Source organism: Undibacterium sp. JH2W, assembly GCF_049340425.1.
GTDB lineage: Bacteria > Pseudomonadota > Gammaproteobacteria > Burkholderiales > Burkholderiaceae_D > Undibacterium.
Genome location: NZ_JBMPOT010000018.1, coordinates 42,864 through 68,252 on the forward strand (window position 1 = coordinate 42,864; position 25,389 = coordinate 68,252).

Consider the following 25,389-nt stretch of genomic DNA (forward strand, 5'->3'; position numbering starts at 1 on the left):
GCCATCATTCTTGTGGCTCTATGGTGCACAATGGCTGCAATGCATATTCAACCAGCTGCCAGATCCGCTGCATCTCATCTGCCGTTGCGTCAGTATGGAAAAGCTTGCGTGCACCTTGTTGATTGAGCACCAGATGAACATCAGGAACAACATCAGCGCGTCGCAGGCAGGCCTTGGCGCAGGCCAGCGCACAACCATCCAGGGCAAGTATGGGCCTGCCAGATTGTGCCAGCCTGACCAGGCTGGCCACACCTCCACCGACACCGCTGACACAGGACATTTCTGCCTTCTGCTCCCGGTCTAGTCTGACTGCACAGTCATTGGCAAGTTGCGCGACGCTGGAGCATCCAGAACATGCATAGACTAGCGGGAGTTGATCTGTTTTCATCACATAGCCTCACCTGTCTGCATGAATCGACGGGCAAACTGATTTAGCCAGGCTGGTCGTTCACTGGCATCTATCCAGTATTTGACGGCAATACCAAGTTCGGTGTTGCCCTCTATTTTTAAGCGGCGGCGGAAGAATAGTGTATCGGCATCTTCCTGACCAGTTGTCAGTTTTAAAAAATCCACCGCACTTGCTGAAAGACTGACATCAGGCATGGGTAAAGATGACAGAGACTTGAATTTACCCTGGTCACAATAAAAACAAAGTGCCAGTCCCAGGTCCTCTACCTTGATACAAAAGCTCTTGCCATACAAACTGTCCGGTGCTATCAGCAGTGCACGTCGTCTGGCCAATTCCAGTATCAGCATCAAAGGGGCATTTGCCAGTGGTGCTGGTAAATGACTGCCCAGGGTTTGCAGGCTTTTAGGAAAACGAAAATTACTCAAATCCATTTTATCCATCCTTGTCAGCTTGACTGCTCGCCAGCCAGCCATTGCATGCCGGGTTTGCCCGTCCAATAGCCATTGCTGCGCTGGGCATGTGGTGGTAGCAGGGTTTCACTGAGCCTGGCACAGCTTATTGTTTTCCTGGCACGGTCAAACGCAGCGATCACTTCTGCCATGCCTGTTGCCTGAGGTTGCAGACGTAAAATATCTACCTGCATAGCGGTCAGTTCTGGCAATTGTGCACCCAGGTCCAGGCAGTTGGCACTCTGGGTTTGTATGCCATTGATAGTCAAAAAGTCCTTGCCGTCGCGGGTCGCCAACGGTAAACCGTCGGGATATTGTTCGCAGCGAAATTCACAACTATCCTTGCGCAAACGGTGATGGCGTGCAGTGAAGCAGCGCGATGAAAAAGCGAGTGCCAAACGTCCCCAGACTTGTACTTCAGTCTGCATCAGTTCACCTCGCTGAAGCTGCAAGCTCGCCAGATCATCACGCCCCATCTCTATCGGTGGCAAAAAACGCCTGGCACCCAGGCTGGCTAGCCATGACAGCGTGTCCGCATGGTAGATGTTCAAATGTGGGCCTGCGACAAAGGCCTTCCCCTGCATGGCACGCACGGCGCTGAAATCATTGGCCTCGACCAGAAAATCCTCGGCACAGGCGCGCTCTATCATCCTGTGCATATTGCGCCGGTCGGCTTCGCTGTCTATCAGGGTCAGGCTGGACAAGACCACTTGCTTGCCAGCAGCACGCAATTCTTTGCCCAGTGCCAGCCAGTCATCCAGTTTCATCAGATGACGGCGTGAACAAACCACTTCGCCCAGGTAAACAATGTCGACTGGCCATTGCATGGCATCGACATAGAAACTCAGGGTCTCCTGTTTTGACCAGTAATAAGCCAGCGGTGCAAGTGAGAGCATAGGTGTGGTTGATGATAGACAGGCAGACATATTCATTTCCATGGACGTTCAAACGCCCCTTGTGTCACCTGTGCACCTTCGGCATGGCGGGCCAGGCTGGCTTGCCAGTCTGTGCGTGGTGTATAGCGCTCAGGGTCGCGTTGCGCTGCATCCAGCGCAGCACGCAAGGTAGCCACGACCTGGCTGACGTAATTGGGGCTGCGCTGGCGACCTTCTATCTTGATGGCAGCAACGCCCATATTGATAAGCTTGGGCAACAAGCCTATGGCATTCAGGCTGGTTGGCTCTTCCAGTGCATAATCAATTTCACCTTCTACTTCAAAACGTCCTTTGCACAAGGTCGGATAACCGGCGGCTTCGCCTGGCGCATAGCGGTCTATCAGGGTTCCACCAAGTCGGGCATACATGGTCTGATCTTTTTCTTGCCAGCTCACTGCATGGGCTGGCGAGCAAACCCCTTTGTTATTCGGTGAATCACCAGTGACATAGCTGGACAAAAGACAGCGGCCTTCTGCCATGACACACAGACTGCCAAAGCCAAAGACTTCAATTTCCACGCTGGTCTGGCGTATGATTTTTTCAATTTCTGACAGTGTCAGGACGCGTGGCAAGACTGCGCGCTGTATCCCAAATTGCTCCCGCATGAGCTCTATCGCATCCAGCGTGCTGGCGGAACCTTGCACCGATAAATGCAGGCGCAAGCCGGGATGGCGGTCTCGGGCATAGGCCATCAGGCCAGGGTCGGCCAGGATGACGGCGTCTGCCCCCATTTGCACAGCAGTGTCAAGCGCTGCCCGCCATTCTCCAACGGCGCGCGCCTGCGGGTAGGTATTGATGGCAAAAAGAATTTTCCGGCCCCGGGCATGAGCATAGGATACGCCTTGTCGTATGTCGTGGTCGCAAAAATTAAGGCCGCCAAAATTGCGCGCATTGGTAGCATTGCGCAGACCAAGATATACCGCATTCGCCCCTTTATCTACCGCTGCCTTCAAGGCAAGCAGACTACCGGCAGGAGCCACCAGATCTATAGGTTTCATACCTTAGATGGTAATGAAAATTATTCGCATGGTCATTGTCCTGGGTCAATAAAACACCATCCCAGTCTGCCTTAAGCCAAAGCAGGAATTTGTCGCTGATAAGACTTGAGTGCTTCTTCAGATGCGATATGTATGCTGGCGCCACATACCTTGATCAAATGCTCATCCATTAATTGATGCAAGACTCGTGACAAAGTTTCTGGCGACAAATTCAGCAGTGAAGCAACCAGGTGTTTTTTGAGTTCAAGTCGGACATCATTGCTGCGCTGGGAGGCAGATAGCTGCAACAAATAATCTATGACTCTCTGTGTGGCATTTTGCAAGGAATAACGCTCTACATTGCGAATAAAGCCTAACAAGCGATAGGACAAGCCTGCCAGCATTTGCCGCGAAATTAGCGGTGAACGGTCCAGTAATTGCAGCAGGGCATGACGAGGGATTTTCAGCAACAGCGTATTTTCCAGGGCTTCTGCATAAAAGGGATAGGGTTCATCCAGGAACATCATGGCTTCGCCCAGGCTTTGTCCCCCGCGTATCAGCTCCAGGACTTTATCATTGCCTTGTGATGAAGGAAGGCTTAGCTTGACGAGGCCAAAAACCACAATGTAAGTGGCTTCTGCCATATCGCCTTTGCGAAACAGCATCTCCCCTTTATTCAACTCCAGCTTGGCGACTTCTTTTTGCAATTCCCTGACATCATCCGGCGAAATATGGCGGAACAAGGCATGATTTTGCAGCAAACCCAATAAATTTATTTTTGTCATCACAGATCTCCGGCCAACTGATATAAATCAAGTGTAGAAGTCACAGGCTGATATGCCTATACGTCGGGAGGACTAGGTCGCTGCTGCAAAGGGATTAAGTTGAATGAAAAATTAATTCTTATCCATGCCATGTTCGACTGCATACACGGCAATTTGCACGCGGCTGGTCAGGTTCAGTTTTTTCAGGATATTTTGCACATGGATCTTGACGGTGCTTTCTGCAACATCGAGATTACGGGCAATTTCCTTATTGCTTTCACCTCGTGCCAGACAAACCATGGTTTCGCGCTCCCTGGGTGTCAGTTTTTCTTTCTTTTGGATATTGCTCTGATTCATGCCAGAGCGAAATTGCATGACCAGCTTGGCTGTCATGGATTCAGCAATCACCGGTTCACCCGCAGCAGCGCGTTTTATCGCCTGTGTCAGGTAATCTGCCTCTATGTTTTTCAATAGATAACCACGCGCGCCATTTTTCAATGCGGTCGTTAAATCTTCTGCCTCTTCAGAAACGGTCAGCATGAGAACAGCCGTGTCGGGCAGATCTTCAACGATGAGTTGCATGGCTTCCAAACCAGACAAGCCTGGCATATTCAAATCCATCAATACGACATCGGGACGTAGCTGCTTGGCCCGCTTGACACCATCGAGACCATCCACGGCTTCGCCCACTACTTCGAATTCTGGATTACGCTGTAGCAGCAAACGTATGCCACTGCGAAAAAGCGTGTGGTCATCCACCAGTAAAATCTTGATTGGCATTAATATCCCGTGTTTTCTGAATTTTATAAAAGGAGCTTATGCTACCAGACGCTCTTGCCGTAATAGCTCCAGCTCGATTGTCGTGCCTTCGCCAGGCTGGCTCTTGATATCAAATTTGGCAGCCAGTCTTTCAGCCCTTTCCTGCATGATACGCAAGCCTACATGAGCCTCGCCTTTTTCGTGGACTTTGTCCATATTGAATCCTTCGCCATCATCTGCCACGATCAGTGAGAAATCCCGTTCATTTTGAACCTTGACCCTGACCTCGCTGGCCTGTGCATGTTTGCGCACATTCGATAAAGCCTCTTGTAAAATGAATAGCACTTGCAATTGCTGTTCAGGAGCCAGGGGCGCACCATTGCCGACAAATTCTATCTCACCATGAACACCCGTCTGGCGTTGAAACTTGCTGACGACATTGCGCATCTCTGACTCCAGATTACTGTCTTGCAAACGGGTGCGAAAATTAAGCAATAGCTCGCGCACGTCTTCATAGCTTTCTTGTACACCTGCGCGCAGCAAGGGAGCAATATCCTTGATTTCTTCCATATCATTGCGGCCTAGTGAATCTTCCAGCATCTGCACTTGCAGGTTCAGGAAATTCAAGCCTTGCGCTATGCTGTCATGCAAGCCCTGAGCCAGCAGATTGCGTTCATTCGACACGGCAAATTCTTTTTCCCTGGCGATCAGGCGCTGGTTTTCGATGGCCACGCCCAAGTTTTTTCCCAGGGTTTCCAACAGCCGTCGCTCTTCACTGGTGATATTGCGCTCTCTCGAAAAATGCAATGAGAAGCTGCCGATGACCTGTTCACGCGCCAGTATCTGGAACACTGCCAGCGAGAAAAATCCCTCTTCCTGGCAGCGGTAACGGCGCTGCTGGTCCATCTTGCGGAAGTCACGGACAATAATGATACCCTGATGGGTAGCCGCACCGCACAGACAGTCATCGGTCTTGATGCAATGCTCCTCTTCTATCATTTGTTCCGAGATACCTTCATGCACAGTGATATGCAGGTTATCGCTAAGACTGTCGAGTATGCGCACCGTACCGCCGTCGGCTTCTATTCTTTGCATGATCCTGTGCAGAAAGCCACGACATAATTCTTCTATTGCATGCGGCCCGGCCAGGAAACCGGCAATTTCATACAGGGTACTGATCTCATGGTTCTGGTCTTGCAACCTGGCAGTTTTTTCCGCGACGCGGTCTTCCAGAGTACGGTGCACACTTTGTACATGATCTGCCATCTGATTAAATGCCTGCGCCAGGACGCCGAACTCATCCTCAGTCTCTATGGACAGGCGTACACTCAAGTCATCCTTGGACATGCGTGCGATACCCGTCTGCATGCGGCTTACCGGGCCGACTATCCACAGGTATAGCAAGTACAACAATGCGATACTGGCGGCCAGCGACAAAAAAATCAGTGCAGTCTGGCACAAACGCAACCAGGTGGTTTTTTCTGTCAGTTCGATTTCAACCAGAGAAACCAGCTTATTGATGCTATCGACAAAAACCGGTAGTTCTTTGGTGTACAGTGCCAATGCTGCCTGCCTGGACTGCGGATTTTTCTCTGCCAATACCGTTCTGGCATAAACTTGCATATGTTGCTGCCATTCATTTTGCACCAGGAGCATTTGCTCTCGAATGGGTTTGGAAGCAGGCAAGAACAAAGGGCGTTTTGCATCGCCAGCCTGCAAATCCGTCAAAGTCCGATTAAAGTCGTCCAGCTCCTGCTCTATGCTGGGCGTCGCTTGGGCATGCTCAAGTTGCATGACCAGACGGTAAGAGCGCATGCGCAGACTTCCTGCTTCATTGATCGCCGCTCCCCCCCCTTCCAATTGCCAGGACAACAACAAGGTGTAGCCAACTGCCGCCAGGGTCAGGGTCAGGCCTATCAGTGTCGTCAGCAATATTCTGAAAGTCAGACGCTTGCCCACTGGCAAATTATTGGGAGGACCTGATATAGGATTCATGATGATGGCTTTACCTGGAAGTTGTCAGAGATAGTATAGGCGCATTGCGAAGCATTTTTACGGTTCACTATAAGAGACTTCCGATATAACGGCCTTGCCAGCAATGTTGAGCGGGCATACCATGGGTAAGAAAGTGTCTGACCGCTCTGAATAGGCCAGCAAGGCACCATTGCCCATATCAAAATACCAGCCGTGCAAAGCAATTTCTCCTTTGGCTTCGCGCTCGGATATCCAGGGAAAACTACGCAGATTATTGAGTGAGTTGATAATGGCTCCCAGTTCACAGGCGCGTATCTGCTCCGATTCCGGGCAATTCGCCAGTTGTTGCAGCACTTGCTGCTTGACCGGTTCCACTATCTTCATCCAGCGGCCTATGAAGTCTATCTTGCGGCTAGGCTGGTAACCTTGCATCAGCGCCCTGATGCCTCCACATTTTTCATGGCCCATGACGATGATACGTTTTACATTCAGGGCCTCGACGGCAAACTGTATGGCGGCACTCACGCCATGCTGCTGTGCAGATTCATTGCAGGGTGGCACCAGGTTGGCGACATTGCGGACGACGAAAATATCGCCAGGGTCGCAATCGAGCAGCAAGGCGGGATCTACCCTGGAATCGCAACAACCTATCAGCAAGGTCGTAGGATTCTGGCCGTGATTCAGTTTTTCAAACAACTTGTCTTCGCCTGCGAAATATTTGCTTTGAAAACGCTGGAATCCTTCTATAAATTGCTGAATATTTCTGACTTCCATCCTTTACTCCATCCACTATTCCAATATGCAACTAGCCGCCTGTTTGCGACATGAAACGGATGATTTTATGCGGTTGCTCCTTGAATTCATGGCGCTCAGGCTTTAATTCTATCGCTAATCGGATTGCAGCTTCCAGTTCCTGGTCGCTGATACCGGCACGCAGCAAGGGCCGCAGCTCAAATTTTTCTTCCTGGCCCAGGCACATGTATAAGGTACCGTCTACCGACAAACGCACCCGGTTGCAAGTGGCACAGAAATGCTGGCTGATGGGGGAAATAAAGCCTATCGTGCCCTTGCTGTCGGCTGTGGTCCAGTAACGGGCAGGGCCACCGCCCAATTCTGCTGCAGCGGGGATCAAATTGAATTTGCTAACCAATTGATCACGTACCGGGCCTATATCCATGTACTGGCTATTGCGACCAGTATCTCCCATGGGCATGGCTTCGATCAGGCGCAAGATAAAACCTTCTTCAAAACAGAATTGCGCCATGCGCATGATTTCATGATCGTTGATACCACGCATGACCACCATGTTGAGCTTGATGGGGTCGAACCCTGCTCGCTTGCCAGCTTGCAGCCCAGCCATGATGCTGACGAAACTATCGCGCCCTGTAATTTTTTCTGTACAGGCCCGGTCCAGACTATCCAGACTGACATTGATGCGGCGCACACCAGCATCATGCAAGACCTGGGCATGTTTGTGTAACTGCGTTGCATTGGTGGAGAGCGAGATGTCTTGCAATCCAGGCAAGCCGGATAATTGTGTGACCAGTTGCGGCAAGCCACGACGCAGCAGCGGCTCACCTCCAGTCAGGCGCACACGCCCTACTCCCATGCGGGAAAATGCCGCGACAACCCGGGTAATTTCATCAAAGCGCAGCCAGTTCTCTGGTTCTTCAAAACCAGAAAAACCCTTGGGCATGCAATAACTGCAACGCAGATCACAACGATCTGTAACTGACAGTCGCAAGTAACTGACCCGGCGGCCAAAGCGGTCCGTCAGTGCAGATGAAGTGGGTGCAGGAGTTTCCATACCTGCATTGTGGACCGAGGCAGGCAACAGCACAATTCGCCGCCAAGCTAAAGGGAGATAGTTCTTTCGACGTAGTCGACTGCTTCAGTTAGCTTTGAATATCGCCTGCAATTCATGCCTGTAACGCATCAAACACATGATCAGCAGACCGCCCAGATAAGCCTGCGATAGCGAAAAGGCAATGCCCGCAATCGGCGCAAACCAGATGGGTGCCAGTGGCAATAACAGCAGAAAACCAAACGCCAGTAGCACCAAACGTGCTTGCCATAACAGGCGTTGTGGCGGTAGTACTGCCTGCATGGTGGGTACCCGTTGCCCCATCGGTGTCTGTCTGCGCAAATGCAGAAATATCAGAAACGGGATGATCTTGCCCAGCATCGCATTGACCGGCAATACCGCACCACCGACCAGTATCAGCACAGCTACCCACCAGGGCAGTGCCTGTGAGATAAAGTCAGGCAAGACAAGCCCGCCAACATGTTTTAGCAGGGGTGGCAGCGCAGCCATTAATGCCGCGCACATATAGCTGGTAGTACATACCAGCCATAGACCCCAGGCCGGATCAAAGCGGCGTTTGGCACGCCAGATAGCCACGAAGGCAATTGACGCCAACAGCACAATCACCAGGCAAGCGAAGAACAAAGCAAACTGCTGCAACGCTGGCCAGAATGCCAATAACAAAGGCAACCACAGCGCACCTGGCAAAGCCTTTTGCCAGTACGCTGACGGGCGTTTGGTTTGCCAGAACATGGGTACCGTTGTTGATGCAACACCAACTACCAGCGTCGCTATCCAGCCAGTCAATCCCCACGCCACATGCAAGTCCAGCAAGTACATGATATCAAGCTGCCACCAGCCGGCGAAATTGCCCGCCAGGCTAATACCCAGGGCTACGACCAGAAAAAATGCCAATACCACCCACCGCAAGCTGCGTGTAGTAGTGTCGACGACCGCAATCTTGCACGCTGCTATCAGCAAAGCCAGCGTGACTGCACCGTACAGCAATGATGCCAACGCACCAGCGACAATAAATCCTGCGGTGCTACCTTGCAAAAAACCCAGACTAAGGCCAGTCGCAATCAAGGCGGAACCAAGCGCCACAAAAGGCGCTATCTTGCGTGCGCCCGGCACGGCCTGACCAGCCACCACAGGCATTAATTGAAACAGCGCACCTATCATGATGGGTGCCAGCATCCCCAGCACCAGGCAGTGAGTAAGCGCCAAAGTCAAAGGTGCAAACCGGTACGGCAAACCCTGTTGCGGGCCAACTGCCAGCAGTAGGCCTGTCAATACTCCCATCCAGGGCGCAGGTAACAGACAGCCAAAGATAGTAGCAGGCGAAGGCGACAGCTCGTAGTTAAGAACTTTCAAACTAGCCATAGACGTGCATCAGGTTCTTGAACTCACCGGATAAACGGAGAAAATAGAGTTGCCAGCCCCATTCTTAAGCGCAAGAACAGGCACCGCAACATGTGCTCCCTATGCCCAAAACTGCTTCAAGGTCGGGGATACTGCCACCACACATGGGATACAGGATATTCTCTTCCTTGATATTATGTTGCTGTATCAGCACGTTCAGTGTATCGAGCACAGCCAGTGCCTGGTCTGCTTGTCCAGCTTCAATTGCAGCATTTGCTTCATCGCGCAAACTGCGAATTTCCACATGTTCAGCACGCATGACCACCGTAGGTCCGTGCAGCATGCCAGTTGCTTTTTCCAGAGCGGGAAAAAGCTTGTCTTCTTCCAAGGTAAAATGACTATCCAGTTGCGCACTGAATAAACGAAAATTCCGCTCGGCAGCCGCCATATTCCCCTTACGTAAAGCGGCTTCACAGCGATTCAACTGTTCATCACATTCGGTATGCTGAACCACGAGTTTTTTCATTGCTTGTGACATGATTTTACTTCCTTGCTTATTGAACTAATGGAGTATCTGCACCCTGTATATCAATGCCAGAAATCCTTGCGCGTCCCACCAGCAATTGCAAATACTGGCGCAAGGCATGATCGTGGCTGGCCTGGTGCATGGCCTGTGCGATATTGCCTTCTATGTCTTCAAAAGGCAGCAAGTTACCATCCAGCTTACGTCCCACCATTATGATGTGCAGGCCGAAGCGGGTTTCTACCAGTTTGGGAATAACGCGCCCAGGCTCTGCTGCAAATACGGCTTGCTCAAACTCTGGCACTGTCGCACCGCGTGTTATTTGTCCCAGACTGCCACCGACTTCACTGGACGGGCAATTTGAATTTGCTTTCGCACATTCTGCAAACAAGGCCGGATCTTCCAGCACATCTGCCAGCACTACAGAAGCATGCTTACGCAAAGCATCCAGATCAACGCCCGGCGTCACTTGAAACAAGATGTGGCTGGCTTCGGCCAGTTCACCGACCTTGAAGCGGTCTGGATAGGCCTGGTACTGACGCAGACATTCATCGCGCCCCGGCGTCGGCACCTTGACTTCCTGCCTTAGCAAGGCATCGACCATGGCATCTTCGTCTTCATGCTGCAAGCCCAGATGTTGCGCCTCATCCAGCAAGACACGGCGCAGCACCAAGGCCGTCATGGCGCTTTTCATCGCATCTGCGGCATCCTGATGCGCAGGTAATTCCTGTTCCATATCAGCGTCTGTCAGTTCGTAATCATTGACTATGACGGGCATCTTGTTCTCCTTTTTTAAATCATGAATGATTAGCGTGGTCTGACCAACTGCCAGGCGCGGCTGATATAAGTTACTGAAGCAAATCCACTCCAGACATGCACCAGTCGGGTGAAAGGAAAGATCACGAACAGGCTCAGACCCATGAATAAATGCAGCTTGAACAGCAAAGGTGCAGCAACGATGAATTCTGCAGCATCGCCCTTGAAAGTGATGATGTGCTGCGCCCAGGTCATCAGCAAGACCATCATGTGGCCATCGCTATGATGCGCGGATTCAAATATCGTCGATAAGCCCAGGCCCAGTGTGACGAAGATCCATAACAGCAAGACCTTGTCGCCCGCCTTGGTGACTGCAGAGATACGTGCATCGGTAAACCTGCGATGCAACAGAATCAGCAAGCCCAACATGCACAGGCTGCCAAAGATGCCACCGGCAAGCATGGCGATCATTTGCTTGAAACTGTGACTGATACCCACCGTGTCCCAGACGATGACAGGGGTCAGCAAACCCACCAGGTGACCAAAGAACAGACCCAGTATCCCTACGTGGAACAGGATATTGCCTAGCCGCAGATTACCGGCATGCAGCATCTGTGAAGAATCACTCTTCCAGGTATATTGCTCACGTTCAAAACGCGCGAGGCTGCCGAACAGGAAAATCGCCAATGCGATATAGGGATAAATCCCGTAAATGAATTGGTGCAGATAAGTCATGATGGTCTCCCTGTTGATTGGGCGGTAGCAGCACCGTGCCCGGGCTGTCTGGGATAAAAATTGAGGGGATGCGTACCCGACAGATTGGGTTTGAGCAGTGGTTCTACACCGTCGGCACCAGGGCCAAAGGTTTCCATTGCATCGTCCATGTCACGCACTGGCGGCTCCCCCTGTTCATGCGGTACGACATCGGTCAGGGTTGTCAGCAACAAAAACAAATTGGCGTAGGGGCTGTCCTTGCGTTGCAGGCGCATACCTATCGCTGCCAGTACATGGATGGCTTCCCCGAGCAATTTTTCAGACGTGGCTTCATCCATGAGGCTCAGGAATTCCAGGAACAGCGGAACATAGTCAGGCAATTCACTGGCTTCCGGCTCAAAGCCATGAATACGGTATTCTTCGAGCAAATCGACCATGGCTTGCCCACGGTCCCGGCTTTCGCCATGGATGTGTTCAAACAGGTGCAGTGATAAAGAATGTGTGCGGTCAAACGTCGCTACATAGTTTTCTTGCAGAGCGATCAGGCTGTCAGAACGCAGATAGTCCAGGGTGGCTTGCAAGGCATCGAGAAACACAGGCTCGTCTTGCAGTGCCTGCTCAATCTCAGGCAGGGCGGCGATCAGATCAGCTTGTGGATAGCTCATCAGTGCCGACAGGATGCGATAAATTTGCATACGATTTCCTTTATGGTGTCTTTATTGTTTTTACAGGTGCGCATAACACGCGCACCTGTTGTTACTCAACAGTCGATATTTTCTTGCGTGACTTGGGCATATCGACAAAGATCACACTGCCCTGTGGTTTCTTGCCAAACAGGGCACCGTCCGAGGTGCCGCCTGAGCAACCATTGCCAAAAGTGAAACCGCAACTGCCTTTTTCATTGAAGCTGTCTTCCACCATTTCCTTGTGTGAAGAAGGGATCACAAAGCGGTCTTCGTAATTGGCTATCGCCAGCGTCTGGTACATGTCTTCGACTTGTGCCGCACTCAGGCCAACCTGTTTCAAGACGGCGTGATCAAGCTCGCCATACACGGTTTCAGAACGCTTGTAGGCACGCATGGCCAGCATACGTTCGAGTGCGCTGGTTACCGGTTCTTCCTTGCCTGCGGTCAGCAGGTTAGCCAGGTAACGCACAGGGATACGCAAAGATTTGACGTCAGGAATAATCCCATTCATGCCCATGTGACCTGCCTCTGCTGCCTTTTGTATCGGTGACAGCGGTGGTACATACCAGACCATGGGCAGGGTGCGGTATTCAGGATGCAAGGGGAAGGCTATCTTCCACTCCATCGCCATTTTATAAACAGGCGACTTTTGTGCAGACTGTATCCAGCTCTCAGGTATGCCATGCTTGCGCGCTTCGGCGATCACTGCCGGATCATGAGGGTCGAGGAAGCAACCTAACTGCGCTTCATACAAATCCTTTTCATCCGGCACCGAGGCTGCTGCTTCTATCTTGTCGGCGTCATACAGCAAGACACCGAGATAACGGATACGGCCTACACAAGTTTCCGAGCAAACGGTAGGCTGGCCAGCCTCTATACGTGGATAGCAGAAAGTGCATTTCTCAGCCTTGCCCGAACTCCAGTTGTAATAAATCTTTTTGTAGGGGCAACCAGAAATACACATGCGCCAGCCACGGCATTTATCCTGGTCGACCAGCACGATGCCATCGTCTTCACGCTTGTATATCGAGCCAGAAGGACAGGATGCGACGCAGGCCGGGTTAAGGCAATGTTCACACAGGCGTGGCAGATACATCATGAAGGTGGATTCAAAGGTGCTGTACATCTCTTTTTGCACACCTTCAAACAAGGCATCCTTGCTGCGCGCGCTGAACTCGCCGCCCAGATCATCTTCCCAGTTCGGGCCCCAGACTATCTTGTCCATCTTTTTGCCAGTCAGCACGGATATGGGGCGTGCTGTCGGTGGCGTCTGCATCAGCGGTGCATTTTTCAGGTGCTCATAATCAAAGGTGAATGGCTCGTAATAATCATCAATCGCAGGCAGGTTAGGATTGGCGAAGATATTGGCGAGTATGCGCAGCTTGCCTCCCTGTCTGGGTTCCAGCTTGCCAGCTTCATTGCGGTGCCAGCCACCTTTCCATTTCTGCTGGTTTTCCCATTCTTTCGGATAGCCTATGCCAGGCTTGGTTTCCACGTTATTGAACCAGGCATACTCAACACCATCACGACTGGTCCAGACGTTCTTGCAAGTGACCGAGCAGGTATGGCAGCCTATGCATTTATCCAGGTTCAGCACCATGCCGACTTGTGCGCGTATTCTCATGATGCTGACTCCTCTTCCAGTTTGCCTTCCAGCCAATCTACTTTCTTCATTTTTCTCAGGACGATGAACTCATCCCTGTTACTGCCTACGGTGCCGTAGTAATTGAAACCATAAGCAAGCTGTGCATAGCCGCCTATCATGTGGGTAGGCTTCAGGACCGCACGGGTGACCGAGTTATGGATGCCGCCGCGCTTGCCACTGAGTTCTGCACCTGGCGTATTGACGATTTTTTCCTGGGCGTGATACATCAGGCACATGCCCTTGGGCACACGCTGGCTGACCACGACACGGGCGGTCAGAGTGCCGTTACTGTTAAAAACTTCAACCCAGTCGTTATCGACCAGACCTGCCTCTTTCGCCTCGACTTCAGATACCCATACATGCGGGCCACCACGGCTCAGGGTCAGCATGCGCAGATTGTCTGAATAAGTGGAATGGATACCCCATTTCTGATGCGGCGTGATGAAATTGAGGACGATCTCTTTTTCACCATTCGGCGACCTGTTCAACATCGGTGCCACGGTCTTGGTATCTATCGCCGGTTTATACACGCACAGACCTTCACCAAAATCGAGCATCCAGCGGTGATCCTGGTAGAACTGCTGGCGGCCAGTCAGTGTGCGCCATGGTATGTATTCATGCACATTGGTGTAACCAGCGTTGTAGCTAACTTCTTCAGATTCCAGGCCAGACCAGGTCGGTGCCGAAATGATCTTGCGTGGCTGTGCCTGCACATCGCGGAAGCGTATCTTGTCATGCTCACGACCGACTGCCAGATGGGTATGGTCACGACCGGTAATCTTGCCCAGCGCTTCCCATGCCTTGACGGAGACATGGCCATTGGTTTCCGGTGCAAAGGTCAGTATCATTTCGCAGGCGTCGATCGCACTTTCAAGACGTGGGCGGCCTTTACTGATACCTTCTTCAGTCACAACCCTGGTAATGCCGCCGATTTCCTTGACTTCATGTTCGGTATTCCAGTTGATGCCTTTACCACCATTGCCCAGTTTGTCGAGCAAAGGCCCTATCGAAGTAAACTTTTTGTAGATGTCTTTATAGTTACGTTCTACCACGAAGAAATTAGGTGCAGTCTTGCCAGGTATCAGGTCACATTCACCTTTTTTCCAGTCCTTGGGCTCGAAAGCCTGGCCAAGTTCACCTGGTGTGTCGTGCATCAAAGGTTGCAAGACGATGTCCTTGCGGGTACCGAGATAATCACCACCAATTTCAGTAAATTTCTTGGCGATGCCTTTATAGATTTCCCAGTCGGTCTTGCTTTCCCACAGCGGTTGCACAGCTTCACTCAAGGGGTGGATGAAGGGATGCATGTCAGAGGTATTGAGGTCATCCTTTTCATACCAGGTTGCAGTCGGCAAGACGATGTCGCCATACAGGCATGTGGTGCTCATGCGGAAGTCGAGCACGACCAGCAAGTCGAGCTTGCCTTCTGCCGCAACCGGGCGGTATTTGACTTCAGACGGTTTTACTGCTTCATCAGGATCATCAAACAAGGCGTTTTGTGTTCCCAGCAAATACTTGAGGAAGTATTCATGGCCCTTGCCTGAACTGCCGAGGATGTTCGAGCGCCAGACAAACATATTGCGCGGGAAGTTCTTGGGATTATCCGGGTCATCACAACTCATGTTGACCGTGCCAGACTTCAGGCTGTTTTTCAGATAGTCTTGCGGTGTCAGGCCTGCTTTTTCTGCTGCATCGCAGACGTCGAGAGGATTGGTTTCCAGTTGCGGTGCCGATGGCAGCCAGCCCAGTCGTTCAGACTTGGCATTCATGTCTATCATGCTCATGTGGCTGATTTTGGACTTGTCGGCAGTCGGTGCCAGTATCTCATCCATCGCCAGTTTTTCATGGCGCCACTGGCTGGTGTGCGCATAGAAGAAGCTGGTGCCATTCATCTGGCGAGCAGGGCGTACCCAGTCACTAGCAAAGGCCAGCGGTGCCCAGCCAAACTGTGGGCGCAGTTTTTCCTGTCCTACATAATGCGCCCAGCCACCACCGGATTTACCTATGCAACCGCACATCATCAGCATATTGATGATGCCGCGATAAATCATGTCGTTGTGGTACCAGTGATTTAACGCAGCACCGACGATGACCATGCTCTTGCCTTGGGTATCATGGGCATTTTGGGCAAATTCGCGCGCTACCTGGATGACCAGATCACGCTTGACGCTGGTATGTTTTTCCTGCCAGGCAGGTGTGTAGGGGACGTCGTCGTCATACGATGTGGCAACCGCACCACCCAGCCCTTGATCGACGCCATAATTCGCCATCGACAAATCGTATACAGTCGCCACCAGGGCAACACTGCCATCGGCCAAAGTGACGCGTTTTGCTGGCAAATGACGCAACAACATATCATTCGCGTCAGTACCGCCAAAGTAATTGAAGCCTACCGTGACGACTTCATCATGTTTGCCGACCAGACTCAGTTGCGGGTCTATGGCGCGGCCAGAGTTACCGTCCTTGGCTTCGAGGTTCCAGCGACCGACTTTCGCGCCATCGTCGAATTTACCTTCGCCCCAGCGATAACCTATGGAACCATTGGGCGACACGATTTCACCCGTGATTTCATCAATGGCCAGGGTTTTCCAGTCTGGATTATTGGCTTCATCCAGATTGCCCGGCAATTGCGAAGCACGCAGCATCTGGTCTGGTACATAGCTGCCATTACGTTCTACCAGGCGCACCAGCATGGGCATGTCGGTATATTGTTTGACATAGCTGCGGAAGTAGTCTGACTTGTTACCAAGATGGAATTCCTTGAGGATAACGTGGCCCATCGCCATGGCGAGGGCAGCGTCGGTACCCTGTTTTGGTGCCATCCAGATATCGCCAAACTTGACCATCTCACCAAAGTCAGATGAGACGGCAACCGTCTTGGTACCCTTGTAGCGCACCTCGGTATAGAAGTGAGCATCTGGTGTACGGGTCTGCGGTACGTTCGAGCCCCATACCATGAGGTAGGTCGAGTTATACCAGTCAGCAGACTCAGGCACGTCAGTTTGCTCCCCCCAGATTTGCGGGCTGGCTGGTGGCAGGTCGCAATACCAGTCATAGAAAGACAGTGGCACACCGCCTATCAGGCTCAGGTAGCGTGAACCGGCAGCATAGGACACCATGGACATGGCCGGGATAGGTGAGAAACCCACTACGCGGTCAGGGCCAAATTTCTTGATGGTGTAGGCATTCGATGCGGCGATGATTTCCTGCGCCGTATCCCAGTCGGCGCGCACGAAACCACCAAGGCCGCGTATAGATTTATAACGTTTGGCTTTTTCCGGATTCTGGCTGATGGCTTCCCAGGCATCTATAGGCCCCATGGTCTTGCGGGCTTCTTGCCACATTTCCATCAGACGGCCACGTATCATCGGGTATTTGACGCGCTGGGCAGAATACACATACCAGCTGTAAGACGCACCGCGCGGGCAACCACGTGGTTCATGATTTGGCAGATCGGGGCGGGTGCGTGGGTAATCAGTTTGCTGGGTTTCCCAGGTGATCAGGCCATTCTTGACATACACCTTCCACGAGCAGGAACCTGTGCAATTGACACCATGGGTAGAGCGCACGATCTTGTCATGCTGCCAGCGGCTGCGATAGGCATTTTCCCATTTACGGTCTTCTTCAACCACGGCACCATGACCATCGGAGAAGGTGGACTTCACCCGCGACATGAACTTCAATCTATCCAGAAAATGACTCATCGTAAACTCCATATCAGGTGGGCGGTGTGCCCACATTTTCTTTAATGCATACTGAGAGTGTAGGGAAAGAGGGCTGTTACGCCCATTCTTCGGTGCGGTGTAATAAGTTGCGCATTCGCACTAGGCCATCTAGTCCTTTAGAACTAGGACGGCTCCGTGCATAAAAAAACAGCCTGTAGGTACACAGGCTGTTTTCAGGGCATTTCTGTCTATTAAAAATCTAGCAAGGCATCTCTGCTCCCTTGCGCGAGTAATACCACCAGGTAATGGCCATGCAAGAGATGTAGAAGGCGATGAAGACATACAAGGCCATATCAGGCGCGCCTGTCATCTTGATAGCGGTGCCAAAGCTCTGCGGAATAAAGAAACCACCGTAGGCACCGATAGCACCAGAAAAACCCAGCACAGCGGCAGACTCTTTGGCCGCATCCAGCCTCGCCTGCTTCAAGGCGGGCTCACCCTTGCCCTTCGCTGCACGTTCACGGTCTGTCAGGAAAATGACAGGTATCATGCAAAAGGTTGAACCATTACCCAGACCAGTCAAAATAAACATGACTATAAAAGACACCAGGAAAGTCATGAACTGATGTTCATGCAAAGCTGGCAAAATACCTGCGGCTATTGTGATCGCCATGGCGACGAATACCCAGAATGTCAATCTGGCACCGCCGATTTTGTCAGAGATCATGCCGCCAACCGGTCTGGCCAGCGCGCCAGCCAAGGGACCAAGAAAGGCAAATTTCGCAACATCAATTTCAGGAAACTGTGCCTTGATCAGCATTGCAAAGCCAGCCGAGAAGCCAATAAAAGAACCGAAGGTACCAATGTACAGCCAGCACATCAGCCAGTTATGCTTGCGCTTGAATATCACCGCCTGATCCGCAAAAGAAGCTTTGGCAGAGGCGATATCATTCATGCCAAACCAGGCCAACAGAGTTGCGACTACAATAAACGGTACCCAGATAAACCCGGCATTGGCCAGCCAGAACATATGGTCTGCACCTGTCTTGGCATTATGGAACAGGAAACCCTCACCAGATACAGCTGCGCCAAACATGGCAGAAGAAATCACAAACGGTGTCACAAACTGTACGACAGAGACACCCAGATTGCCTATGCCTGCATTCATGCCAGTCGCATAACCCTTGTGTGATTTAGGGAAAAAGAAACTGATATTCGCCATGCTGGAACTGAAATTGCCGCCACCAAAACCGCACAGCAAGGCCAGTATCAGCAAGGTCGAATAACTGGTCGTTGGATCTTGCAAGGCAAAGCCCATGCCAACAGCAGGGATCAGCAAACTCGCCGTGGAAATCGCTGTCCATTTGCGGCCACCAAATACAGGAACCAGGAAAGAATAGAATATCCGCAAGGTCGCCCCAGACAGGGCAGGCAAGGCTGTCAGGAAAAACAGCTGGTCTTTGCTGAAATGAAATCCCGCCTTGTCGAGGTTAGCTGCCACCACGCTCCACAGCATCCATACCGCAAATGCCAGCATCAGGCTGGGGATGGATATCCATAAATTCCTGTTGGCAATAGAGCTGCCTTCCTTGCGCCAGAATTCGAGATTTTCTGGCTCCCAGCGGTTTAATACATGACTCATCATATGCTCCTGGTTTTCAATAACTCGTAATCAAAAATACTCACAGATGTCAGGTTGGCAAAGCTGCCTGGGCTGCCAGCATGCCTTCCCTGCGGAACTGGAAATGCATCCACACCAGGGACACACAGACCGTGCCGTACAACAGCATGAAACAGGAACTACGCACGCCTGTCACGTCGACAATCGCACCAAACAGCACAGGCAGGATGAAGCCGCCAAGGCCACCTGCCAGGCCAACCACGCCAGATACGGCACCAATATTGCTGCTGTAGTCATCCGAGATGAATTTGAAGACAGACGCCTTGCCCACAGCCATCGCAATACCCACGACAAACAGAATGGTCGTGAACAGCATTGGTGTCAGGCCAAGATGAAAACTCTGCATGCCATTGATGGTCTTGATGGTGAAATCTGTCTGTGGATAAGACAGCAAAAAGAAGGCTACCCAGCACACCCACATGACCCACCAGGTCACTTTATAGGCACCATATTTATCGGATAACCAGCCGCCAAAGGCACGCAAGACGCCACCTGGCAAAGAGAAGCAGGCGGCCAGCAGGGCGGCGCTCTTGATGTCGAAACCATATTCAGTCACGTAGTACTTGACCATCCACAGACTCAAACCCACATAGCCGCCGAACACGACCGAGTAATACTGGCAATAGCGCCAGACTTTGGGATCTTTCAGCATCTTGAGCTGAGCCAGGAAGCTGATGTTTGATTTGACGTTATGACTGGGATCAGTGGCAGAGAATACCCAGAAGATCAAGGCTGCAGCCAGCATCATGAATGCATACACCTTGGGCACCAGGGTCCAGCCAGCTGCTGCGATCAAGGCCGGGGCGATGAATTTATTCACCGCTGCACCAGAATTTCCGGCCCCAAAGATGCCCATGGCAAGGCCTTGCCGCTCTTTCTTGAACCACCGTGCGACGTAGGGGGTGCCAACGGAAAAAGAACCCCCGGCCAGGCCGACGAACAAACCCAGCACCAGGAAATGCCAGTAAGCAGTGGCATAACTGATCAGGTAAATCGGTATGACCGTAAACAACATCAGCAGGAACAAGACGATGCGACCACCGAAGCGGTCAGTCCAGATACCCAGTGGTACGCGAATTAAGGAACCGGTAAGCACGGGCATCGCTGTCAATAGACCAAATTCCGTTTCATTGAGATGTAATGCCGCCTTGATCGGAATACCAATCACGCCAAACATCATCCAGATGGTGAAACAGACGGTGAACGCCAGTGTGCTGGAACCCAGCACCGAATAGGCTTTACCTTGACTAGCCATGACAGCTCCTTTTACTTTTATAGGTGCTATCAGCTTACAAAGAATAGGGTTATTTTAAAATTCCTCTGAAGGTTGCATTATTTGATGCAAAAGGAGGGGGGTATTGTCTAGTAGAACTAGTTCGTCAGACGAGTATTCGATGGTGCCGCAAGATCTAAGGATGAGCCGCAATAAGGTATTGCAAGCTTCGGAAAAGGGTATAGCCCCTGAAAAATTAAATGTCAGACTGTAAGATTGTTTAGCTTTGTATCGGATTCGGCAATACAGAGCATTAAAGTTCAGAGTTAACTGCATGACAGTATGGTGGGAGTGTTCGACCAAAGTAATCGAGATGATAGTTCAACGATAGGTAACTTTGCCACGACGTCACAATCAACTCTAGTACCAGAATGCGTCAACTTTCCATCATTGCACCAAAATGGATAATTCAGACAAACCGTTGGCAAATGATTGATATTGTTGAAGTTCAAGCACACATTTTCTGACAAACGACACAACGATTACTGTTTTTTTAAATACAATTGGCCAAAAATTGACGACGTCTATGCAAAAGATTAATCTTCAAGAAGCCATACAAATCGAGTCCGTCTTTTCTCTACAATAGCTGACTCATGCAATATCGTTAGCAAACTAAAAAAGAAACTTGCAGCTTATGGTGTAATCCACAAGTGCTGGGCAATATGACTTGGCTCAGCACATGCATTTTGTCCCTGCAAACATATGGCTCGCCTGCTTATGCTGATTGGCGGGCCATATTTCATTTACGGATTGTTGGAATTAGCTGGTCCCTGGCCAATTCTGATTTAACTGGTAAATAATCGATAGTGTTGTGGAGATTCTTGCCAGTTACAAAGCGAGTCTTCCATGACTTGCATGCTTACTCCAAGATAGTCCCCGATGATGCGTAGCCTGCGCTCCAGTTCTGCATTGGCAAGTGCAGCGTCGGTACTGCCTTGCAGCATGAGTCTCGCACCATTCTTGGGTCCTGATGTTCCGGCTATGTATGCTTTAGGTGGCTTGATTATGGCAAGTGACAACTTGCCCAGCATCGTAAGATAGTCAAACTTTGCGACTCTGCCGAAGGAAATGACGGTATCCATTTGCTGGTATAGGGAATCAAATGCAGCATATGCGTCATCATGATGCTCAGCATAGGCCCGCGCAAACAATGGTGTGTGACCACCATTTCTTTTTATCCAATCGACATAACTCAAGACAGCAACACCAGTTCCCGTGGCACTGTCAGCATCCATGCTTTGATATTTCCGGTGATTGCCAAAGCCACGGCGGCTTCCACGTAGCAAGTGATTTTGATTTTCACGCAACCAGTCCTGGAAATCATAGGGATGCTGGCATATCTCGGCCCATGACCAATAAGTCTGGGCACCAAGCTTGCCATACACTTCTCTCAGATATCGCCATTTCGCGATTGGATGCATGCCGAAGTGAACGGACAAGAAAATGATCCAACTGGCTTCATCCACATCGCCGTGCCTGTGGGCCAGGATAGCGGCACGAACGGGATCAAACATCACGTCATCGGGATTGGCCCTGCGTGCAGAAATACGACTCCTGGCAACAGCAGGAACAAACCCTATACGGCGCACGCTGTCGATGACTTGCCTGGCAAACGTCTGTCGCGCAATATCCACTTCAACTCCTGGGAGAGGAAATTGATTGTTCTCAATCTGTACTAATGCACTCTCTATCCTTGCTAGCAATTCGGCCTTATGTCTTTGCATATGTGTCTCTTAGCGTGGAAATGATGGTCTGGAAAATACTGGCACAGCGATGCTATACCGATGCCAGCCACCTCTGCAAGCTCATTGTTTTTGAAATTCACCCAGCTTCACTTCAGCAATACGCGAGTCGCAGCGTCTAATAGCACCTTCATCATGCTGTGCAAATGCTGCTGGCCTGGTGCTTTACGCAGGATATTGCAAGTTCCAGAAATGCGAGTAGGCAAGCTGTCACCCAAAAGATAAAATGCGATTACATGCTCGCATTTAAAACATGCAGTGCATTACCCATGTTTTTCAATGTTGACCAGGAGCCATGCATGACTACACTGCCCACCACATCCCGCGAAGTCAAATTGCTGCGTCGTCCCGGTGAAACACCAGCCCCCACGGATTTCGAGATCCGTGTCTGCCCCATGCCGCAGGCATCTGCTCAAGAGGTGCTGGTGCGTAACCGCTGGTTCCGTGTCTCGATTTCTGCCCGTCTCATGATGAGTGCCGGTGCAGAGGATATCAAGGGCATACCCTTCCCCCCTATCAAGCCCGGCGATACGCTGGCAGATGGCGCAATAGGCGAAGTGATCTCTGCACCAGCCGGGAGTGGCTTGCAGCCTGGTGATCTGGTTTCACATCATTTTGGCTGGCGCGAATATGCAGCCGTGCCCTTGAGCCTGTGTGTGCCACTCGCACCTGGGCCAGCCGATCCCGTGGCATATCTGGGACATGGCTGGACAGCGTATGCCGCCTTGACGCGTGGCGTCCAGGTGCGTCAGGGGGATACGGTGTTCATTTCCAGTGGGGCTGGCGCTATCGGTTCCATGGCAGGGCAAATTGCCCGCAAGTTGGGTGCTGGGCATATCATAGGCAGCACCACATCCCCAGGCAAGGTAGCCTGGATGAAAGCTGAACTTGGCTATGACAGCGTGATTGTGACTGGCAGACTAGCCTCGGCAGAATTGTTGGCCCAGGCAGCGCCGCAAGGTATCGATGTGTATGTAGACATAGTAGGCGGTGAACAATTGCAAGCTGCGGTGGAAGTAGCCAGGGAGGGCGCACGCTTTGTCTTGCTGGGTGCCTTGTCAGCAGAGCTGGCCGCCAAGGGTGCAACAAAAGTTGCCCCGGTAGAGCTGGATAGTTTTCAACTCATACTCAAGGGCATTAGCATGCGCGGCTATAGCGCCGACAATGATGCAGATGCTTTTAAAGAATGGCTGCAGCGCCTGGGTGAGTGGCAGCAACATGGAAATATGCAACTAGTCTCATCGAAATTCACAGGTATAGAAAATGCACCACTCGCCTTGCATGAGGCTTGCATGGGCAAACTCAAAGGTCTGGTGTATGTAGAGTTGTAGGCAAACAAAAACGGCCTGGGCCAGATGCTGGCAGCTCAGGCCTGCAGTACTATCAATAAAAAAGGGAACGCGGCAGTCCCCTGAGAAATAACGTTCAGCGCCGCAATCTTCACTTGATCTCAAGTAAGCCTGAAAAATATCTTCCTTCGCTGCTCCGTAATTTTAAAGCGCATAAGTCCCCCTATAGAACATCTACTCTCAATTCAATATCCTGCCTGGTCATCCTCTCATCGTCGCTAGCGTCAGCACATGCTGCAGTGCCTGGAAAAATCCATCTTCAACTGCAATCATGAATTTCCGGCTTCATTTTCATTTCGAATAATTTTCGAATAAATTTCGAATAATCACAGGCTTTCCTTATCACGCTTTGTGATTATCCATGATTCATCATCCTGAGTTCTCTGCATGGCGCAGCGCTGACGCTCACGATGCATCAACTATCCACGAACAACATGACAGATTCATGACGAATCTCATCTCAGTGTGTGTTCAAAGCTAAACCAAAGAATTTTTCAGATTCGGATATCACTGTTTCATGCTTAGATATTCTCTTATTGAATAATCGATCTCCGCCACCGTGAAGCTCCCCTTCCTTCAGAGTCAGGTATTCATAATTAGTTCCATGACAATTATGACTGATAGTCATTATTTTTTATAAAACCTATTGCAATCAATTTTTTGACGTGATATTTTTGCCATGACTGCCGGTCAGTCATTTAATTAAAAATGAATTGCAGGCTAATATATTTGCTTTCCAGGATCAAATCCGCAGCATATGCCCACCTGATACTGGTGGTCTCAATTTTGATTTCCAGGAAAGAGAAGCTGCCTTTTCAATTCATCTAAGTCGATTGAGAGCGTTTTATCTGGTAGGGAGAATGATGCAGAAGCAAGGGTAAAGAAAAATCCTGAAAAATGGATTTTGAAGAGATGAAGAAAGTAAAGATCATCTCGTGAAAGCCAGGAATTTCACTCTCAGGGCGGCGATGTCAGATGTTTTTTTAATGGCCTTATGCACTCTACAAATGGAAGGAATCTTATGTTGCAAGAAGTCGTTTCAACACAGCATGCTTTGTACCATGACCGGGCAGGAGTCCAGGAAAATTTCTCTGCGGGGACATGGCAAAATTCTGCTTTTGCAGATTTTTCTCAACGCATAGAAGGAAGATCCAGTCCTTTCCCCTGTCATTTTGGGACTGCTGGTTTTCGCAAGAACGAATTGCGATTCTTTTATTCGGAAGATGGCAATGTAAGCTCCATTGCCCACGCACTTGAACATTATGTGAAGACTTGCCGCGCCTTTGGGTCAAACACCTCTTTTGTTGTGACCTTGAAGACGGACGAAGTTTTAAGTGTGGAAAAATATCATCAGGTTTTTTGGAACTTGCTGTCAGGGCTGGCTAAAAACGACCAGGCTCCCTGGCCAAATGACATCCCTGTTGAAGTTGAAAATTCTGCCTGGGAATTTTGCTTTGCAGGTGAGGCCTTGTTCGTGGTTTGCACCACGCCTGCTCATATGCATAGACAAAGCCGGTACTCTCCGCATTTTTCCATGCTGTTTCAACCAAGATGGGTCTTTGCCAACATACTGGACACGCCAGAAAAAGCAAAAAAGGCCTTCAACTCGGTACGTGTACTCTTAAAAGATTACGACGATGCAGCACTCTCCCCTTATCTCGGCATGTATGGGAATCCTGACAATCGGGAACATCTCCAATACTTCCTTAGTGACGATAAAACTCCGCTTGGCTGCCCTTTCAAGAGCATGAGGGAAACAAGACCAGCATTGATACCAGCCGGCGTCCTGAAAGTGGGTGTGGTCGCCGATGCCGGATCCGACAACAAGGCTGCTCCCGTATTTCAAGATTCGGGAGACATAAAGCGCAGCGTGAGTGAATAAAGGCAGCTTGCCAGCTGACGTCAGTAAAGATTGGATTGCG

Annotated in this window: 21 protein-coding genes; 2 read left to right on the top strand and 19 right to left on the bottom strand. The window is 50.8% G+C overall.

Features of this window, described 5'->3' with window-relative positions; all coding sequences use genetic code 11:
• Positions 1-4 precede the first annotated feature (4 nt).
• From ACO0LC_RS23325 to ACO0LC_RS23415, 19 genes are all read right to left on the bottom strand, one after another.
• Entirely contained in the window at positions 5-388 is a 384-nt protein-coding gene (locus ACO0LC_RS23325) for a putative zinc-binding protein (protein WP_423007627.1), read from the bottom strand.
• A complete protein-coding gene (ubiT, locus tag ACO0LC_RS23330) occupies positions 388-840 on the bottom strand; it encodes a ubiquinone anaerobic biosynthesis accessory factor UbiT (RefSeq protein ID WP_423007629.1) in 453 nt (150 codons plus the stop codon). The genes ACO0LC_RS23325 and ubiT overlap by 1 nt, the downstream gene beginning before the upstream one ends.
• Positions 841-854: 14 nt before the next feature.
• Positions 855-1,784, bottom strand: coding sequence for a ubiquinone anaerobic biosynthesis protein UbiV (gene ubiV / locus ACO0LC_RS23335; protein WP_423007631.1), 930 nt, complete (start codon positions 1,782-1,784; stop codon positions 855-857).
• 2 nt (positions 1,785-1,786) lie between these two features.
• Positions 1,787-2,791: a ubiquinone anaerobic biosynthesis protein UbiU gene (gene ubiU / locus ACO0LC_RS23340; RefSeq protein WP_423007633.1), complete on the bottom strand. Its 1,005-nt coding sequence runs from the start codon at positions 2,789-2,791 to the stop codon at positions 1,787-1,789.
• Between the two features lie 71 nt (positions 2,792-2,862).
• Complete coding sequence (locus tag ACO0LC_RS23345) at positions 2,863-3,555, bottom strand: Crp/Fnr family transcriptional regulator (RefSeq protein ID WP_423007635.1); 693 nt, start codon at positions 3,553-3,555, stop codon at positions 2,863-2,865.
• Positions 3,556-3,666: 111 nt separating this feature from the next.
• Positions 3,667-4,314, bottom strand: coding sequence for a response regulator (locus ACO0LC_RS23350; RefSeq protein ID WP_423007637.1), 648 nt, complete (start codon positions 4,312-4,314; stop codon positions 3,667-3,669).
• Positions 4,315-4,350: 36 nt separating this feature from the next.
• Entirely contained in the window at positions 4,351-6,288 is a 1,938-nt protein-coding gene (locus ACO0LC_RS23355; protein WP_423007639.1) for a type IV pili methyl-accepting chemotaxis transducer N-terminal domain-containing protein, read from the bottom strand.
• A gap of 57 nt (positions 6,289-6,345) precedes the next feature.
• On the bottom strand, positions 6,346-7,041 hold the full coding sequence (locus tag ACO0LC_RS23360; RefSeq protein WP_423007641.1) for a carbonic anhydrase: 696 nt from the start codon (positions 7,039-7,041) through the stop codon (positions 6,346-6,348).
• A gap of 31 nt (positions 7,042-7,072) precedes the next feature.
• A complete protein-coding gene (gene moaA / locus ACO0LC_RS23365; protein ID WP_423007643.1) occupies positions 7,073-8,074 on the bottom strand; it encodes a GTP 3',8-cyclase MoaA in 1,002 nt (333 codons plus the stop codon).
• 84 nt (positions 8,075-8,158) lie between these two features.
• Positions 8,159-9,454, bottom strand: a complete 1,296-nt coding sequence (locus ACO0LC_RS23370) for a hypothetical protein (RefSeq protein WP_423007645.1) — start codon at positions 9,452-9,454, stop codon at positions 8,159-8,161.
• A gap of 64 nt (positions 9,455-9,518) precedes the next feature.
• A complete protein-coding gene (locus ACO0LC_RS23375) occupies positions 9,519-9,971 on the bottom strand; it encodes a hemerythrin domain-containing protein (protein ID WP_423007647.1) in 453 nt (150 codons plus the stop codon).
• 16 nt (positions 9,972-9,987) lie between these two features.
• On the bottom strand, positions 9,988-10,734 hold the full coding sequence (locus ACO0LC_RS23380; protein ID WP_423007649.1) for a peptidylprolyl isomerase: 747 nt from the start codon (positions 10,732-10,734) through the stop codon (positions 9,988-9,990).
• A gap of 29 nt (positions 10,735-10,763) precedes the next feature.
• On the bottom strand, positions 10,764-11,447 hold the full coding sequence (gene narI, locus ACO0LC_RS23385; RefSeq protein ID WP_423007651.1) for a respiratory nitrate reductase subunit gamma: 684 nt from the start codon (positions 11,445-11,447) through the stop codon (positions 10,764-10,766).
• Positions 11,444-12,121, bottom strand: a complete 678-nt coding sequence (gene narJ / locus ACO0LC_RS23390; protein ID WP_423007653.1) for a nitrate reductase molybdenum cofactor assembly chaperone — start codon at positions 12,119-12,121, stop codon at positions 11,444-11,446. Before narJ ends, narI begins: the two co-directional genes overlap by 4 nt.
• A gap of 61 nt (positions 12,122-12,182) precedes the next feature.
• Positions 12,183-13,736, bottom strand: a complete 1,554-nt coding sequence (narH, locus tag ACO0LC_RS23395; protein WP_423007655.1) for a nitrate reductase subunit beta — start codon at positions 13,734-13,736, stop codon at positions 12,183-12,185.
• Entirely contained in the window at positions 13,733-17,461 is a 3,729-nt protein-coding gene (locus ACO0LC_RS23400; RefSeq protein ID WP_423007657.1) for a nitrate reductase subunit alpha, read from the bottom strand. Before ACO0LC_RS23400 ends, narH begins: the two co-directional genes overlap by 4 nt.
• 220 nt (positions 17,462-17,681) lie before the next feature.
• Positions 17,682-19,067: a NarK family nitrate/nitrite MFS transporter gene (locus ACO0LC_RS23405; protein ID WP_423007659.1), complete on the bottom strand. Its 1,386-nt coding sequence runs from the start codon at positions 19,065-19,067 to the stop codon at positions 17,682-17,684.
• A gap of 46 nt (positions 19,068-19,113) precedes the next feature.
• A complete protein-coding gene (locus ACO0LC_RS23410) occupies positions 19,114-20,358 on the bottom strand; it encodes an MFS transporter (RefSeq protein ID WP_423007661.1) in 1,245 nt (414 codons plus the stop codon).
• 803 nt (positions 20,359-21,161) lie between these two features.
• Entirely contained in the window at positions 21,162-22,100 is a 939-nt protein-coding gene (locus ACO0LC_RS23415; protein ID WP_423007663.1) for a hypothetical protein, read from the bottom strand.
• 317 nt (positions 22,101-22,417) lie between these two features.
• Here ACO0LC_RS23415 and ACO0LC_RS23420 point away from each other — a divergent pair, with 317 nt between their 5' ends.
• Both ACO0LC_RS23420 and ACO0LC_RS23425 read left to right on the top strand, forming a co-directional pair.
• Complete coding sequence (locus ACO0LC_RS23420) at positions 22,418-23,449, top strand: MDR family NADP-dependent oxidoreductase (RefSeq protein WP_423007665.1); 1,032 nt, start codon at positions 22,418-22,420, stop codon at positions 23,447-23,449.
• Between the two features lie 1,039 nt (positions 23,450-24,488).
• Positions 24,489-25,349, top strand: a complete 861-nt coding sequence (locus ACO0LC_RS23425) for a YqcI/YcgG family protein (protein WP_423007667.1) — start codon at positions 24,489-24,491, stop codon at positions 25,347-25,349.
• Positions 25,350-25,389 lie beyond the last annotated feature (40 nt).